This is a genomic window from Leucobacter soli, from assembly GCF_042659205.1.
Classification (GTDB): Bacteria; Actinomycetota; Actinomycetes; order Actinomycetales; family Microbacteriaceae; genus Leucobacter; species Leucobacter soli.
Genome location: NZ_JBHSRW010000002.1, coordinates 1 through 15,646 on the forward strand (window position 1 = coordinate 1; position 15,646 = coordinate 15,646).

17 protein-coding genes, 1 tRNA gene and 1 pseudogene are annotated in these 15,646 nt (G+C 69.2%); 18 read left to right on the forward strand and 1 reads right to left on the reverse strand.

The genetic code is table 11. The features are described from left to right. The 18 genes and pseudogenes from ACFPZL_RS00300 to ACFPZL_RS00385 form a co-directional block, all read left to right on the forward strand. Nucleotides 1–545 (forward strand): annotated as a pseudogene (locus ACFPZL_RS00300) (rRNA small subunit methyltransferase B); the annotation flags it as partial. Between the two features lie 175 nt (nt 546–720). Continuing rightward, nucleotides 721–2,211 (forward strand): MFS transporter, encoded by a 1,491-nt coding sequence (locus ACFPZL_RS00305; protein WP_328798027.1) that lies wholly within the window; start codon nt 721–723, stop codon nt 2,209–2,211. 9 nt (nt 2,212–2,220) lie between these two features. Then, nucleotides 2,221–2,883, forward strand: coding sequence for a ribulose-phosphate 3-epimerase (gene rpe, locus ACFPZL_RS00310; protein ID WP_218115705.1), 663 nt, complete (start codon nt 2,221–2,223; stop codon nt 2,881–2,883). A 41-nt stretch (nt 2,884–2,924) separates the two neighbouring features. Continuing rightward, nucleotides 2,925–3,188: a phosphoribosyl-ATP diphosphatase gene (locus ACFPZL_RS00315; protein ID WP_218115707.1), complete on the forward strand. Its 264-nt coding sequence runs from the start codon at nt 2,925–2,927 to the stop codon at nt 3,186–3,188. A 102-nt stretch (nt 3,189–3,290) separates the two neighbouring features. Then, nucleotides 3,291–4,130, forward strand: a complete 840-nt coding sequence (gene hisG, locus ACFPZL_RS00320) for an ATP phosphoribosyltransferase (protein WP_218115714.1) — start codon at nt 3,291–3,293, stop codon at nt 4,128–4,130. Nucleotides 4,131–4,142: 12 nt separating this feature from the next. Next, nucleotides 4,143–4,904: an imidazole glycerol phosphate synthase subunit HisF gene (hisF, locus tag ACFPZL_RS00325; RefSeq protein ID WP_218115716.1), complete on the forward strand. Its 762-nt coding sequence runs from the start codon at nt 4,143–4,145 to the stop codon at nt 4,902–4,904. A 4-nt stretch (nt 4,905–4,908) separates the two neighbouring features. After that, complete coding sequence (gene hisI / locus ACFPZL_RS00330) at nt 4,909–5,352, forward strand: phosphoribosyl-AMP cyclohydrolase (protein WP_382332067.1); 444 nt, start codon at nt 4,909–4,911, stop codon at nt 5,350–5,352. Nucleotides 5,353–5,356: 4 nt separating this feature from the next. Next, complete coding sequence (locus ACFPZL_RS00335; protein WP_218115717.1) at nt 5,357–6,907, forward strand: anthranilate synthase component I; 1,551 nt, start codon at nt 5,357–5,359, stop codon at nt 6,905–6,907. Then, nucleotides 6,900–7,541, forward strand: coding sequence for a Trp biosynthesis-associated membrane protein (locus tag ACFPZL_RS00340; protein WP_218115719.1), 642 nt, complete (start codon nt 6,900–6,902; stop codon nt 7,539–7,541). The genes ACFPZL_RS00335 and ACFPZL_RS00340 overlap by 8 nt, the downstream gene beginning before the upstream one ends. 96 nt (nt 7,542–7,637) lie before the next feature. Continuing rightward, nucleotides 7,638–7,871 carry an HGxxPAAW family protein gene (locus ACFPZL_RS00345; RefSeq protein WP_218115721.1) on the forward strand — a complete coding sequence of 78 codons (234 nt, stop codon included), beginning with the start codon at nt 7,638–7,640 and terminating at the stop codon, nt 7,869–7,871. A gap of 1 nt (nt 7,872) precedes the next feature. Then, the gene (gene trpC / locus ACFPZL_RS00350; protein WP_218115723.1) at nt 7,873–8,643 is read left to right on the forward strand and encodes an indole-3-glycerol phosphate synthase TrpC; all 771 of its coding nucleotides are present in this window, start codon (nt 7,873–7,875) and stop codon (nt 8,641–8,643) included. Nucleotides 8,644–8,708: 65 nt separating this feature from the next. Beyond that, the gene (gene trpB / locus ACFPZL_RS00355) at nt 8,709–9,956 is read left to right on the forward strand and encodes a tryptophan synthase subunit beta (protein WP_218115725.1); all 1,248 of its coding nucleotides are present in this window, start codon (nt 8,709–8,711) and stop codon (nt 9,954–9,956) included. Then, the gene (gene trpA / locus ACFPZL_RS00360) at nt 9,953–10,765 is read left to right on the forward strand and encodes a tryptophan synthase subunit alpha (RefSeq protein ID WP_218115727.1); all 813 of its coding nucleotides are present in this window, start codon (nt 9,953–9,955) and stop codon (nt 10,763–10,765) included. The genes trpB and trpA overlap by 4 nt, the downstream gene beginning before the upstream one ends. 64 nt (nt 10,766–10,829) lie before the next feature. Continuing rightward, a complete protein-coding gene (gene lgt, locus ACFPZL_RS00365) occupies nt 10,830–11,858 on the forward strand; it encodes a prolipoprotein diacylglyceryl transferase (protein WP_218115729.1) in 1,029 nt (342 codons plus the stop codon). 6 nt (nt 11,859–11,864) lie between these two features. Continuing rightward, nucleotides 11,865–13,340: a pyruvate kinase gene (gene pyk / locus ACFPZL_RS00370; protein WP_218115731.1), complete on the forward strand. Its 1,476-nt coding sequence runs from the start codon at nt 11,865–11,867 to the stop codon at nt 13,338–13,340. Between the two features lie 76 nt (nt 13,341–13,416). Next, nucleotides 13,417–13,498 (forward strand) — tRNA-Leu (locus ACFPZL_RS00375). A 99-nt stretch (nt 13,499–13,597) separates the two neighbouring features. After that, nucleotides 13,598–14,203, forward strand: a complete 606-nt coding sequence (locus ACFPZL_RS00380) for an ANTAR domain-containing response regulator (RefSeq protein WP_218115732.1) — start codon at nt 13,598–13,600, stop codon at nt 14,201–14,203. A gap of 262 nt (nt 14,204–14,465) precedes the next feature. Next, nucleotides 14,466–15,083 (forward strand): hypothetical protein, encoded by a 618-nt coding sequence (locus tag ACFPZL_RS00385; protein ID WP_218115734.1) that lies wholly within the window; start codon nt 14,466–14,468, stop codon nt 15,081–15,083. Between the two features lie 86 nt (nt 15,084–15,169). Here ACFPZL_RS00385 and ACFPZL_RS00390 read toward each other — a convergent pair whose 3' ends face one another. Further along, the gene (locus tag ACFPZL_RS00390) at nt 15,170–15,517 is read right to left on the reverse strand and encodes a hotdog fold thioesterase (protein WP_218115776.1); all 348 of its coding nucleotides are present in this window, start codon (nt 15,515–15,517) and stop codon (nt 15,170–15,172) included. Between the last annotated feature and the right edge of the window lie 129 nt (nt 15,518–15,646).

Below are 15,646 nucleotides of genomic sequence, written 5' to 3' on the forward strand. Positions count from 1 at the left end.
CGGCGGAGGCGGCGCTCGGCGGTGCGTCGCTGCGCGCGAACGAGGTCTCCGAGCATCGCGCCGAACTCGTGAGTCGCGCGGTGGTCGCGCATGAGGGCGATGTCGAGATCGTGTGCCGGGACGGCCGGGACGACGGCGCCTTCGGCGGACCGGATGCCCGATTCGACCGGATCCTCATCGATGCGCCCTGTTCGGGGCTGGGCGCGCTGCGTCGCCGCCCCGAGGCGCGCTGGCGCAAGACTCCCGAGGATCTGCCGATGCTCACGGCGCTGCAGGGCGAGTTGTTCGACTCGGCGGTGCGGCATCTCGCACCCGGGGGCGTGATCGCCTACGTCACCTGCTCGCCGCACCTCGCCGAGACCCGGGTGGTGGTCGCCGGCGCGTTGAAGCGCCATCCCGGGCTGCGCGAGCTGGATGCACGGGCCGTGCTGAACGCGGTGGCGCGCGATGCGCTGGATCTGCCGGGCCCGCAGCTCGGCGCGCAGCTCTGGCCGCACCGCCACGGCACCGATGGGATGTTCGTCGCGCTCGTCGCGATGAACTGACAGGCGCAGAGTCGCGCTCGTCGCAATGAACTGACAGGCGGAAAGTCGCGCTCGTCGCGACGAACCGATGAGTGGAGAATCCCGCTCGTCGGGATGAACCGGTGGCACGACGACCGGGACCCCGGTCGAGTCGACGGGTCGGCGAGGCAGCGGGGCGAGCGCGTAAGCTGTTCGGGTGAGCACACCCGAGGCCGCCTCGAACGGCGCTGAAGGGCCGGGCCGGGAGACGTCCTCCGTGCCGCCGGTCGCGCAGCAGCGCGCGCAATGGCGCACCTTCGTGCATGTCCTGGTGAATACGGCGGTGGCGGGGCTCACGACCAACTTCATCTGGTTCGCGGTCGTCTTCTGGGTGTACCTCGAGACGAAGAGCATTCTCGCCACGGGCCTGTTGAGCGGCGCCTACATGATCCTGCTCGCGGTCTGCTCGATGTGGTTCGGATCGCTCGTCGACCGCTATCGCAAGCATCGGGTGATGCTGGTGTCGGCCTGGTGCTCGCTCGTGGCCTTCGTCGTCGGATGCGTCATCTTCTTCACGATTCCGGCGGAGACGCTGCTCGCGCTGAACGGACCGTGGTTCTGGGCGTTCGCGCTCGTGCTGCTCGCGGGCTGCGTGGTCGAGCTGCTGCGCGGCCTCGCGCTCTCCACGACGGTGACGCTGCTGGTGCCGGTGGAGCGCCACGCGAACGCGAACGGTCTCGTCGGGACGGTGCAGGGTCTCAGCTTCATCGTCACGAGCGTCTTCAGCGGTATCTCCATCGGGTTCTTCGGCATGGGCGTCACCATGCTGATCGCCACGGCGCTGACGGCGATCCCGGTCGTGCACCTGCATCTGCTGCGCATCCCCGAGCCCGAGATCGCGCACGATCCGAACCGCAGCGCCGTCGACTTCCGGGGCGGTTGGCTGGCCATGCTCGCCGTGCCGGGGCTCATCGGGCTGGTCATCTTCACGACCTTCAACAATCTCTCGTCGGGCGTGTACATGGCGCTGCTCGACCCGTACGGCCTGACCATGTTCCCGGTGGAGATCTGGGGCCTGCTCTTCGGCGTCGCCGGCACCGGTTTCATCGTCGGCGGCGCGATCGTCGCGAAGCGGGGACTGGGGAGGAACCCGGTGCGCACGATGCTGCTGCTCGTGGCGCTGCTCGGCCTGCTCGGCAGCGTGATCACCATCCGGGAGTGGGCCTGGCTGTTCATCGCGGGCATCTGGGTGTTCATGCTCATGATGCCCGCGATCGAAGCGGCCGAGCAGACCGTGATCCAGCGCGTGGTGCCGTTCGAGAAGCAGGGCCGCGTATTCGGTCTCGCGATGACCTTCGAAGCGGCGGCCGCGCCGATCACCGCCTTCATCATCGCGCCCGTCGCAGAGTTCTGGGTGGTTCCGTACATGGACGACCCGGCCGGACAGGCCCGCTGGGGCTGGCTGCTGGGCGAGGGGGAGAGCCGAGGCATCGCCCTGATCTTCTTCTGGACGGGCCTCATCACCGTGGTCCTGGCGCTCGCTGCGATCCTCACGCCCACCTACCGCAGGCTCAGCCGCAGCTTCGCCGAGGCGGAGCCGGCAGCACCGCTGTCGGCCGCGGACGAACCGCCCGAGGCCGGCCCCGTGCCGCCGGGGACATCACCGGAGACGGCGCCGGGGTCGTCGATCGACGCGGCGAAGCCGTAGGCTGGTCCGGTGACCGCGCAGCGCATCAACCCCAGCATCCTCTCGGCCGACTTCGTCAACCTGCAGCACGAGCTCGAGCGGATCGCCACCGCGGACCTCGTGCACGTCGATGTGATGGACAATCACTTCGTGCCGAACCTCACGATGGGGCCGCCGATCGTCGAGCGCATTCAGGCAGTCTCGCCGGTGCCGCTCGACGTGCATCTGATGATCGCCGACGCGGACCGCTGGGCTCCTGGCTACGCCGAGTTGGGCGCGTTCTCGGTGACGTTCCATGCGGAGGCAGCGGCGGATCCGGTGGCGCTCGCCCGTCGACTGCGCGAGATCGGCGCCCGAGCGGGCATCGCGCTGAAACCGGGTACCGACCCGGAGCCCTACCTCGAGCTGCTGCCCGAGTTCGACCAGGTGCTGGTGATGACGGTCGAGCCCGGATTCGGCGGGCAGTCGTTCATGCCCGACATGATGTCGAAGCTGCGGGCGTTCGCCGAGGCGAAGGCACGGCTGGGCCTCGACGTCTGGTTGCAGGTCGACGGCGGCATCACGGTCGACACGATCGGCATCGCCGCGGAGGCGGGCGCCGACACCTTCGTGGCGGGCTCCGCCGTCTACGGCGGGGTTCCCGAGGAACGGATCGCGCAGCTCCGATCCGCAGCGGCCGCCCATGCGCACTGATCGGCCGATCCGCGCCCGGCGACCCGATACGATAGGTAAACGTGAAGACTTTCGACGAGCTGTTCGCTGAACTCAGCGAGAAGGCCGCTGCGCGCCCCGAGGGCAGCGATACGGTCGCGCGCCTGGACGCCGGCGTGCACGCGATCGGGAAGAAGATCGTCGAGGAGGCCGCCGAGGTCTGGATGGCGGCCGAGTACGAGAGCGACGAGGACTGCGCCGAGGAGATCAGCCAGCTGCTCTACCATCTGCAGGTGCTCATGCTCGCCAAGGGCCTGAGCCTCTCCGACGTCTACACGCATCTCTAGCGTCGGCTTCCCGCGCGATCCCGCGCATTCGCCGCCGATGCTCGCCACAGCTCCATCACACCGCACGGCCGCGCAGCGCGGCCACCAGGGAAGGACCACCCCATGCTCCGTGTAGCGGTTCCCAACAAGGGTTCGCTCTCCGAGATCGCCGCCGAGATGCTGGCCGAGGCCGGCTACAGCGGCCGCAGGGACAGCCGGAAGCTCGTCCACGCCGACGTCCGCAACGATGTCGAGTTCTTCTACCTGCGGCCGCGGGACATCGCGACCTACGTCGGTTCCGGCGCCCTCGACGTCGGCATCACCGGCCGCGACCTGCTGCTGGACTCGGGCTCCGACGCGCGGGAGATCGCGCACCTCGACTTCGGCGACTCCACCTTCCGCTTCGCCGGGCCGGCCGGTGCGTTCACCGGGATCGAGGGCCTCGCGGGGAAGCGCGTCGCGACCAGCTACCCCAAGCTCGTCGACGACTTCCTGCGCGAACGCGGCATCGAAGCGAAGACGGTGAAGCTCGACGGCGCGGTCGAATCGGCCGTGCAGCTCGGCGTGGCCGACGCCGTCGCCGACGTCGTGTCGACCGGGGCGACGCTGGCCTCGGCGGGTCTCGAGATCTTCGGTCCGGTGATCCTCGAATCGACGGCGGTGCTCATCGGCGGGCCCAACCGCCGAGAGGGCATCGACCGCCTGTTGCGACGGCTCCGCGGCGTGCTCGTGGCGCGGAAGTTCGTGATCATGGACTACGACCTCGAGGAGTCGAAGCTCGAGGCGGCCACGGCGGTCGCCGGCGGCATCGAGTCGCCCACGGTCTCCCCGCTGAAGGAGGAGGGCTGGGTCGCCGTCCGGGTGATGGTCACCTCCGACGAGGCGAACGACGTGATGGACCGCCTGGCCGATCTCGGCGCCCGCGCGATTCTCGTGACCGCGATCCACGCGGCGCGGCTCTGAGGGGAGAGAGCGATGAGTGTCGCCGTGCGCGTCATCCCGTGCCTCGACGTGGCCGCCGGTCGTGTGGTGAAGGGTGTCAACTTCCTCAATCTGCGTGACGCGGGCGACCCGGTGGAGCTCGCCGCCCGCTACGCCGAGCAGGGAGCGGACGAGCTCACCTTCCTCGACGTCACCGCGACGGTCGACGACCGCAGCACCACGTACGACGTGGTGCGCCGCACGGCGGAGCAGGTCTTCATCCCGCTCACGGTCGGCGGAGGCGTCCGCAGCGACGAGGATGTCGCCCGTCTGCTCGGCGTCGGCGCGGACAAGGTCGGGGTCAACAGCGCCGCGATCGCGCGGCCGGAGCTGATCGGAGAGATCGCGGATCGCTTCGGCGCGCAGGTGCTGGTGCTGTCGCTCGATGTGAAGCGTTCGCCGAATCAGCCGAGCGGTTTCGTCGTGACGACGCACGGCGGCCGGCGGGAGAGCGACCTCGACGCGCTCGAGTGGTGCGGGGAGGCCGTCGACCGCGGCGCCGGGGAGCTGCTCGTGAACTCGATGGATGCCGACGGCACGCTGGCCGGCTTCGACTTGGAGCTCACGTCGCTCGTTCGCGGCATCTCGTCCGTACCGGTGATCGCCTCGGGCGGCGCCGGGGAGCTCTCGCACTTCGCGCCGGCGATCGCGGCCGGCGCGGATGCCGTGCTCGCGGCCTCGGTGTTCCACGACGGCACGTTCACGGTCGGCCAGGTGAAGCGGGCGATCGCCGAAGCCGGCTACGAGGTGCGCTGACACGATGAGCACCGAAGCGACAGGAATGGAATACGCGGCACCCGACCTCGAGGCGCTGAAGTTCAACGCCGACGGCCTGATCCCCGTCATCGTGCAGGACGATGAGAACGACCAGGTGCTGATGCTCGCCTGGATGGATCGGGAGGCGCTCCGCCGGACTCTCGGGGAGGGGCGCGTCACCTACTGGTCCCGCTCGCGCGGGGAGTACTGGCGCAAGGGCGACACCTCGGGGCATCGGCAGTACGTGCGGTCCGTCGCCGCGGACTGCGACGGGGACACGCTCCTCGTGCGGGTGCTCCAGCAGGGCGCGGCCTGCCACACGGGCACGCGGAGCTGCTTCGACGGCCGCGAGCTGACCGGGGCGGTCGGAGACCCCGATGGGCCGGACGGTGAGCCGAGCACGGGTGATGCCGCCGCGCAGACGGGGCCGCAGGCCCCGGTAGGCTGATCCCGTGAGCCTGACGACGACTCGCGCGACCTTCGAAGCGGCACGCGCGACCCGCACTGTGATCCCCGTCTGCCGCGAGGTGTTCGCCGATGCCGACACCCCGGTCAGCATCTACCGCAAGGTGGCCGCGAGCCGCCCGGGCACCTTCCTGCTCGAGTCGGCAGAGCAGGGCGGCGTCTGGACGAGGTTCAGCTTCGTCGGCGCAGGCAGCTTCGGCGTCCTCACGGAACGCGAGGGGCGCGCCCACTGGGTGCCGGAAGCGGGCAAGCAGGTGGATGAAGGGCGTCTGCTGCCCGGCGGTGTCTCGGAGCTCGCGCCGGCAGAGGCGCTGCGCGCGGTGTACGAGCGCTGGCATCAGGAGTCCGAGCCCGGGCTGCCTCCGCTCGCGAGCGGATTCGTCGGCTACCTCGGCTGGGAGACGGTGCGGCAGTTCGAACGCCTGCCGAACGGACCGGCGGAGGGAACCGGACTGCCGACCCAGGCGTTGAGCTTCGTATCCGAGCTCGTCGTGATCGACCATCGCGAGGGCAGCGTCGTGCTGCTCGCCAACGTGCTGAACGATGATCGGGCCGAAGACGCGGATGCGCTCTGGTCGGATGCGCAGCGGCGTCTCGACGCGTTGCAGGCCGCTCTGTCGGCCCCTGTCCCGTCGCCGCTCGGCTCGCTCGATCGGGACGCTGAGCCGCACGCCGCCCGCCGCACAGCGGAGGCCGATTACCTCGCGAGCGTCGAGCGCTCGAAGCGGTACATCGTCGACGGAGACATCTTCCAGGTGGTCGTCTCGCAGCGCTTCGACCTGGAGTGCACGGCCGACCCGCTCGACGTCTACCGGGTGCTCCGGCACCTGAACCCGAGCCCCTACCTGTACCTGCTGCAGGCCGAGGACGCGGAGGGCGCGCCGTTCGCGGTCGTCGGATCCAGCCCCGAGGCGCTCGTCACCGTGCAGGAGGACGGGCACGTGCTGACGCACCCGATCGCAGGATCTCGCCCGCGCGGGACCACGGTGGACGAGGATCTGCAGCACGAGCGGGAGCTCCTCGCCGATGAGAAGGAGCGCGCCGAGCACCTGATGCTCGTCGACCTCGCGCGCAACGATCTGCTGCGCGTCTGCCGGCCCTCGAGCGTCGAGGTGACGGAGTTCATGCGGATCGAGCGCTTCAGTCACATCATGCATATCGTGAGCACCGTGGAAGGGCGTCTGCGCGAGGACCAGAACCCGGTGGATGCGCTTCGGGCGACGTTTCCGGCCGGTACGCTCAGCGGAGCGCCGAAGCCGCGCGCCCTGCAGATCATCGACGAGCTCGAGCCGGTGCGCCGCGGCGTCTACGGGGGAGTCGTCGGCTACTTCGGCCTCGGCGGGGCCGCCGATCTGGCGATCGCCATCCGCACTGCGACGATCCGGGACGGCATCGCGATGGTGCAGGCGGGCGGTGGGATCGTCGCCGATTCCGTGCCCGAGATGGAGGATCAGGAATCGCGCAACAAGGCGGCCGCCCCGCTGCGCGCCGTCGCCATCGCGAACACGTTGACCCGACTGGGCGGCGAGGATGGCTGAGCGCCCGTCTACGAGCGACGGCGGAACGGTGCGCGGCTCCCGCAGCAAACGGATCCTGCTCGTGGCGATCGTCATCGGCAGCGTCCTCACCCTGGCCGCAGCCACCCGCATCTGGGTGGAGATCGACCTCTTCGCGGGTGCGGCCGCGTTCGACGAGCTCAGCGTGACCGGCCAGCAGCTCAATCCGTCGATCTCGCCGATCGCGATCGCCGCGCTGGCCTCCGCCCTCGTGCTCGCGATCGCCGGCCCGGTCCTCCGGCGGGTGCTCGGAGCCGTGGTGCTCCTGCTCGGTGCGGGGATCGCGCTGCTCGGAGCGAATGCGCAGCTGGATCCGCGCGGCGGCGTCGAGTGGGTGGTCGCCGAGGCGACCGGCCTCGCCGGCGACGCCCAGTACGCGCTGGTGAGCGGGCTCTCGACCACTCCGTGGCCGGTGCTCACGTGCGTGTACGGCGGGGCGATCGCCCTCGCCGGCGTACTGGTGCTGCTGCTCGGCGGAGGGTGGCGGGCCGCGGGGCGGAAGTACCAGTCGCGCCCCGACCGGGGCGACGCGGCTGCTGCGGGAGGCGCACCGGATCGAATCGGCGAGTGGGACGCGCTCAGCGAGGGCCAGGATCCGAGCGACCCCCGTCCGTGAGGCCGGTGACGGCGACGCGACGGGCCGTCCAGAACTCGCAGGAAACGTCGGACTCGCGGTAGGCTGGTCGACGACCCATCAGTTTCGAGGAGATACATGAGTACCCAGCACGGAGATCCTGGTCACGGCGATTCGCCCGCGGCATGGACGGCGGTGATCGTCATGCTGCTCGGCATCGCGGTCGCGACGACCGCATTCTTCCTGCAGCAGGTCTGGCTGGTCTGGGTGAGCGTCGGCGTGGTGGTGGTGGGCGCGCTGCTCGGGGCGATCCTCGCGAAGGCCGGCTACGGCGTGAACGGCCCCAAGTACAACCCCAAGCCCCACGACTGAGGTGCTCGATCAACTGCTCGCCGGATCGCTTGAGGACGCGCGGGCACGCAGGCAGCTGAAGCCGACCGTCGTGGTCGAGGCCGAGGCCGCGTCCCGCGCTCCGGCGCTCGATGCGCTCGAGGCGCTGGCGCCGACGGATCGCATCCGCGTGATCGCCGAGGTCAAGCGCGCGAGTCCCTCCCGCGGCGACCTCGCGGACATCCCCGAGCCGCAGGCGCTCGCCGCTCAGTACGAGTCCGGCGGAGCCAGCGCGATCAGCGTGCTCACCGAGCAGCGGCGGTTCAAGGGCTCTCTCGAAGACCTCGAGGCCGTGCGCAAGGCCGTGAGCATTCCGGTGCTGCGCAAGGAGTTCATCGGCGAGGAGTACCAGATCCTCGAGGCGCGCGCGGCAGGAGCCGATCTCGTGCTCCTGATCGTCGCCGCACTGCCGCAGGACACCCTGCAGCGCCTCTACGCCTTCACGCGCCAGCTCGGCATGACCGCGCTGGTAGAGACGCACAGCGAGGCCGAGGTGGCCCGCGCGGTCGACCTCGGGGCCCAGCTGATCGGCGTGAACGCCCGGGACCTGTCGACTTTCGAACTCGACCGGGATCTCTTCGGCCGAGTCGCCGACCAGATCCCGGCGGGCGTGATCCGCGTCGCCGAGTCGGCCGTGCTCGACGTGAGCGATGTCGTGCGCTACCGCGAAGCCGGCGCCGACGTCGTGCTGGTGGGCGAAGCGCTGGTGACGAACGATCCCATCACGACGCTGCAGAGCTACCTGAGCGTCTGACCCGCTGCGTGGCAGCAGCACCCGAGAACGAACCGCCGACCCGTGCGGCGGGGATGGAAGCAACGATGACAGACCAGCAGACCGGCGGGCCCGGGGTATCGCTGCGCGAGCAGCACGGCCCAGACTTCGGCGAGTACGGCGGGCGGTACATGCCCGAGTCGCTGATCGCGGCGATCGACGAGCTGACGCTCGCGTACGAGGCCGCGAAGGCGGATCCCGCGTTCCACGCCGAATTGCTCGAGCTCCTCGGCTCCTACGCAGGTCGGCCCTCGCCGATCACCGAGGTGCCCCGGTTCGCCGAGCACGCGGGCGGCGCCAGGATCTTCCTCAAGCGCGAGGATCTGAATCACACCGGATCGCACAAGATCAACAACGTGCTCGGGCAGGCGCTCCTCACGAAGCGCCTCGGCAAGACCCGGGTGATCGCCGAGACCGGCGCCGGTCAGCACGGCGTGGCGACGGCGACGGCGGCGGCGCTCTTCGGGCTCGAGTGCACGGTCTACATGGGTGAAGTGGACACCGTGCGCCAGGCGCTCAACGTGGCGCGGATGCGCCTGCTCGGGGCCGAAGTGGTGCCGGTGCGCACCGGGTCCCGCACACTCAAGGACGCGATCAATGAGGCGTACCGCGACTGGGTGACCACGGTCGAGCGCACGAACTACATCTTCGGCACGGCGGCCGGCCCGCACCCGTTCCCCGCCATGGTGCGCGACTTCCAGAAGGTCATCTCCGAGGAGGCGCGAGCCCAGCTGCTCGATACGGCCGGGCGGCTGCCGGACGCGGTCGTCGCCTGCGTCGGCGGCGGCTCGAACGCGATCGGCATGTTCGACGCGTTCCTCGACGATCCCGAGGTGCGTCTCTACGGCGTTGAGGCCGCCGGCGACGGCATCGGCACGCCCCGGCACGCGGCCTCGATCGAACGCGGCCGACCGGGGATCCTGCACGGCTCGCGCACCTATGTGCTGCAGGACGAGGATGGCCAGACGATCGAGTCGCACTCGATCTCGGCCGGGCTCGACTACCCGGGCGTCGGCCCCGAGCACGCCTGGCTCGCCGACATCGGACGCGCCGAGTACATCCCGGCCACCGATGACGAGGCGATGCAGGCGCTGAAGCTCCTCAGCCGCACGGAGGGCATCATCCCGGCGATCGAGTCGGCGCACGCACTCGCGGGCGCTCTGCGCATCGGGCGCGAGCTCGGACCCGACGGCCTCATCGCGGTGAGCCTCTCGGGACGCGGCGACAAGGACATGGAGACCGCGGCCGAGTACTTCGGCCTGCTCGACGGAGAAGGATCGGAGGCGGGCGCATGAGCGGCCGGGAATCTCAGGTCGCCGCCGCCATCCGCGAGGCGAAGGAACAGCGGAACGGCGCGCTGATCGGATACCTGCCGATCGGCTTCCCCGACCTCGGCACGAGCATCGACGCGGCGATCGCGATGGCGCGCAGCGGGGCCGACGTGCTCGAGCTCGGCGTGCCCTACAGCGATCCCGTGATGGACGGACTCGTGATCCAGGACGCGACGCGCACCGCGCTCGAACGCGGCTTCCGTCTGCGCGACGTTTTCGAGGCGGTGCGCCGCGTGCGCGAGGCCGTCGACACCCCCGTGCTCGTGATGACCTACTGGAACCCGGTCGTGCAGTACGGCGTCGACCGCTTCGCCGCCGATCTGGCCGCGGCGGGCGGCGCGGGCCTCATCACACCAGACATCACCCCGGATTCCGCCGCCGAGTGGATCGAGGTGAGCGAGCGCCACGGTCTCGACCGGGTCTTCCTCGCCGCACCGACCTCCACCGACGAGCGCCTCGGGCTCGTCGCGCGCAGCACCACCGGGTTCGTCTACACCGTGTCGACGATGGGCATCACGGGGGAGCGGGCCTCGCTCGACGCCGCCGCGCGAGGCCTGACCGAGCGTCTGCGCGCGCAGGGTGCCGAGCTCGCCTGCGTCGGCATCGGCATCTCGAACGCCGCGCATGTCGCAACCGCGCTCGAGTACGCCGACGGCGCGATCGTCGGCACGGCCTTCGTCCGCGCGCTGCGGGACGGCGGCGTCGCGGGCCTGGCGACCGTCGTCGAGGAGATCGCCCGCGGCACCGGCCGCGCCCCCGATCCCGAACGCTAGGATTGATCCGTATGTGCCGCTGCGCGTCTGCGCCGGCGATCCCGCTGACGCGAGAAAGCAGAGCATGATTCTTCCGCTGAGCATCCCGAGTCCCGAGACGCAGTTCCTGCAGATCGGCCCGTTGCGCATCTACTTCTATGCGCTCTGCATCCTGACCGGGATCATCATCGCCGCGATCTGGACCGGTCGCCGGCTCACCCGTCGGGGTGGAGAGAACGGCGTCGTCATCGACTTCGCCGTGTGGGCGGTGGTGCTCGGCATCATCGGTGCGCGGCTCTACCACGTGCTCACCCACTGGGGCGACTATTTCGGTGCGGGCAAGAACCCCCTCGAGATCTTCGCCTTCTGGAACGGGGGCATCGCCATCTTCGGCTCGCTGCTCGGCGGCGCCGCCGGCGTGCTGATCGCCTCGCGGATCACGGGCATCCGTTTCTGGTCGTTCGCCGACGCGCTCGTTCCGGGCCTGCTGCTCGCCCAGGCCGCCGGCCGCTTCGGCAACTGGTTCAACCACGAGCTCTTCGGCGGCCCCACCTCGCTGCCCTGGGGGCTCGAGATCGAGTCGACCAACCCGGCGTTCCCGATCGGCCTGCCCGAGGGCACGCTGTTCCACCCCACATTCCTCTACGAGATCCTGTGGAACGTGCTCGGCGTCGCGGTGCTCCTCGCCATCGAGTTCAAATGGCGGCCGCGCTGGGGCGTGTTCTTCGGCATGTACCTCATCTGGTACGGCGTGGGTCGCTTCTTCGTCGAGGGAATGCGCGTCGATCCGAGCCTCCTCGTGCTCGGTCTGCGTACGAACCAGTTCACGGCGCTGCTCGCCATCCTGCTCGGCCTCGCCATCATCCTGGTGCAGCGACGCCGCCACGTGGGGCTCGAGACCTCGATCTACCTCCCCGGGCGTCGGAACCCGCGGAATGCGATCGACGAGCTCACGGCCGACCCCGACGAGTACTTCCACGTGCTCGGCGCAGACCGATCCGCGACCGAGGATCCGGACGCCGAAGATGCCGGCGCCGATCGATCCGACGTCGATGCCGATGCGGCCGGAGGCGAGGAGAAGATCTCCGTTCCCGAGGGCCAAGAGAAGGGCTGACCGGATATGCGTCACGCGAAGATCGTCGCCACCTGGGGTCCGGCCGTTTCCAGCTACGACCACACGCTCGAACTGATCCGCGCGGGCGTCAACGTCGCGCGGCTCAACATGTCGCACGGCACGTATAACGTGCATGAGGGCATCTACCGCAACATCCGGCGCGCTGAGAACGAGGTCGGCCGCCCGATCGCGGTGCTCGCCGACCTGCAGGGCCCCAAGATCCGTCTCGCCACGTTCGCCGACGGCCCGTACGAGCTCGAGGAGGGCGACGAGTTCGCCATCACGACGCGGGACGTCGTGGGCGATCGGACGATCTGCGGGACCACGCACAAGGGCCTGCCCGGCGACGTGCGACCCGGCGACCCGCTGCTCATCGATGACGGAAAGGTGACGCTGCGCGCCACCCGCGTCACCGAGGACACGGTGCACACGGTCGTCGAGGTGCCGGGCGCCGTCTCGAACAACAAGGGGATCAACCTTCCCGGGGTGGCGGTCAACGTTCCAGCGCTCTCGGAGAAGGACGAGGACGACCTCCGCTGGGCGTTGAAGCTCGGCGTGGACTACATCGCGCTCTCCTTCGTACGGGACGCCGCCGACATCACCCGTGTGCACGAGATCATGGACGCGGCCGGCATCAAGCTGCCGGTCATCGCGAAGATCGAGAAGCCGCAGGCCGTGGAGAACCTGGAGGGCATCGTGCAGGCCTTCGACGGCATCATGGTCGCCCGCGGCGACCTGGGCGTCGAACTGCCCCTGGAGCAGGTTCCGCTCGTGCAGACGGAGGCGATCGCGCTCGCGCGACGCAATGCGAAGCCCGTGATCGTGGCTACGCAGGTCCTCGAATCGATGATCGAGAACCCTCGTCCCACCCGGGCCGAGGCGAGCGACTGCGCGAACGCGGTGCTGGACGGCGCGGACGCGGTCATGCTGTCGGGCGAGACGAGCGTCGGGGCCTACCCGGTCGAAGCCGTCGAGACCATGGCGAGGATCATCGTCGCCACCGAGGAGCACGCGCTGGACCGCATCGAGCCGCTCGGAGCCAGCCCGCACACGCAAGGCGGCGCCCTCACGCTCGCCGCGGCGGAGGTCGCGGAGTTCATCGGGGCGAAGTACATCTGCGTGTTCACAGAGTCGGGGGATACCGTGCGCCGGATGTCCCGCCTGCGGAGGCCCATCCCGATCATCGGCTTCACGCCGAGCAGGCAGATCCGCCGCCGCATGGAACTGACCTGGGGCGCCCGGAGCTACGAGGTGCCGCGCGTCGGGTCCACCGACGAGATGTTCGCGCAGGTCGACATCGTGCTGCTCGACGGCAACCGCATCGAGGTGGGCGACAAGGTTCTGATCATCGCGGGATCGCCCCCGGGCGTCGTCGGGACGACGAACACGCTGCGCATCCACCGCATGGGGGAGGCGACCGGCCAGCTGAGCGAGGCCGGGCCGCGCAAGCACACCATCGGCCGCGGCGGCGTGCCGGTGTGACCGCAGGGTGAGCGCGTGGCGTGATCGAGGCCGTGGGATCCGCGGCTTCCGGGTTGCGCTAGGCTCATAGCCCTGCGCCGAATTGGTGGAATTGGCAGACACGACGCACTCAAAATGCGTTGCCTTCGGGCGTGCGGGTTCGAGTCCCGCATTCGGCACTTCGCTCCGTCGCGATACGACGTGCTCCGCGAAGCCCGCAGCCTCGACGATACGCGCGGCGCAGCTTCGGCCGGGGTGCGAGTAGTAAGCTACGAGGCATGACCGAGCAGAGCACCGCACCGGCCCGACGCGTCGTCGTCGCCGAGGATGAATCACTGATCCGACTCGACATCGTCGAGACTCTCCGCGACAACGGCTTCGAGGTCGTCGGCGAGGCCGGTGACGGTGAAGAGGCGGTGCGCCTGGTCGAAGAGCTGCAGCCCGACCTGGTCGTGATGGACGTGAAGATGCCGAAGCTCGACGGCATCTCCGCCGCGGAGCAGATCAACAAGGATCACATCGCCCCGGTCGTCCTGCTCACGGCGTTCAGCCAGCGCGAGCTCGTGGAGCGCGCCGGCGAGGCGGGCGCGCTCGCCTACGTCGTGAAGCCCTTCACCCCGGCGGACCTGATCCCCGCGATCGAGATCGCGCTCTCCCGCTTCCAGCAGATCGTCGCGCTCGAGAACGAGGTCGCCGATCTCGCCGAGCGATTCGAGACCCGTAAGCTCGTCGACCGCGCGAAGGGCATCCTGAACGAGAAGATGGGGCTTACCGAGCCCGAGGCGTTCCGCTGGATCCAGAAGGCCTCGATGGACCGTCGCCTCACGATGCAGGACGTCGCGAAGACCATCATCGACCAGCTCGGGCAGAAGAAGTCGGACTGACGCGTCGCGTCGACCCCGTCATCCTGCGCCACCCCGGCCCTCCCGCGTCGCCCTGCGCGTGACCCTCAACCCTGTCACCCTGCGCGAACGAAGCGAGTCGCAGGATCCACACCGGCTTCCGGCACGCCTTCTCCCTCGCCGAGGAGCCTCGGACGGGTAGCGCCGCGAAACAGTGCCTTGAATTCTTGAGCGCAAAGTCACTAGTCTTGCAGTACTAGCGCGTTCGAGCACGGTTCGGTCTCCGCTGGTTGAGGGGGGTCTCATGCTCGTGAAGTTCGTGATCAAGCTGGTGCTCGGTCTGGTCCTCATTGTCGGACTGCTCGGCGGTGGGGTCGCACTCGCGGTCGGCCCGCTGAGCGGCATCCTCGGAGACGCAGCACCTGCCAGCGCAACCGAGAGCATGGAGAAGATCGTCGCCGTGCTTCCCCAGGATCAGGTGGTACTGGTCAGCCTCGTCATCGAAGGCGTTGAGAAGGAAGACCAGGAAACAAAGAAGATCTGGGGGATCGCAGTTCCTGGGAGCGAGCGCGCCAAACTCCTGGGTTACGCCTTCAACGCCAAGCTCGGAATAGAGGGGAAGGATGTCGAGATCGAGAAGCTCGACGAAAAGCAGTACCGTGTGACGGTCCCCTCATTCATCTTCATCGGGCATGACGAGGTCAAGTTCGAGTCGGCCGTCGAGAAGAACGGCATTCTGAGTTGGGTCGCCCCAGAGATCGATCAATCGAAGATGACGAATGCGATTCTCGACGGAGAACGACAGCTCGCCTATGTCGATAAGAACCGCGAGATGCTTCAGGACCAGGCGAGATCCCACTACGACACGATCATCTCCGCCATCGACCCGTCGATCGAACTCGAGTACGTCTTTACCGACTGAGATACGGCGATCCGGGCGCGGTGGCGCCGCGGCTCGGACCCCGTCATCCTGCGCGAACGAAGCGAGTCGCGGGATCTCCGGCGCGGCTACGGCGCCGGCCGGTAGAGGTTCGTGATGCGAATCGTCGAGCATCGGCGACCGCGCTCATCGGTCACCACGATCTCGTGCACTGTGAGCGTTCGGCCGACCTTGATCGGCGTGCACACGCCCGTCACGACGCCCTCGGTCGCTGACGACGTATGCGTGGCGTTGATGTCGATGCCCACGGCCACCATGCCCTCGGGCGCGATCAGGTTCGCGTGCATCGACCCGAGCGATTCCCCCAGCACGACGTACGCGCCGCCGTGCAGCAGTCCGATCGGCTGGGTGTTGCCCTCCACCGGCATGGTCGCGACCGCGCGGTCGCCGCTGAACTCGGTGAAGACGATGCCCATCCTGTCGGCGAGAGCACCGAGTCCTCGGCGGGCGATGTAGGCGGTGCCGTCTTCGGAGGTGATGGTCACGTTGATCTTCTCCCGATGAATGTCGGCGGCGACTTGTAGGCTGGCCCTGTGCCAAGCAAT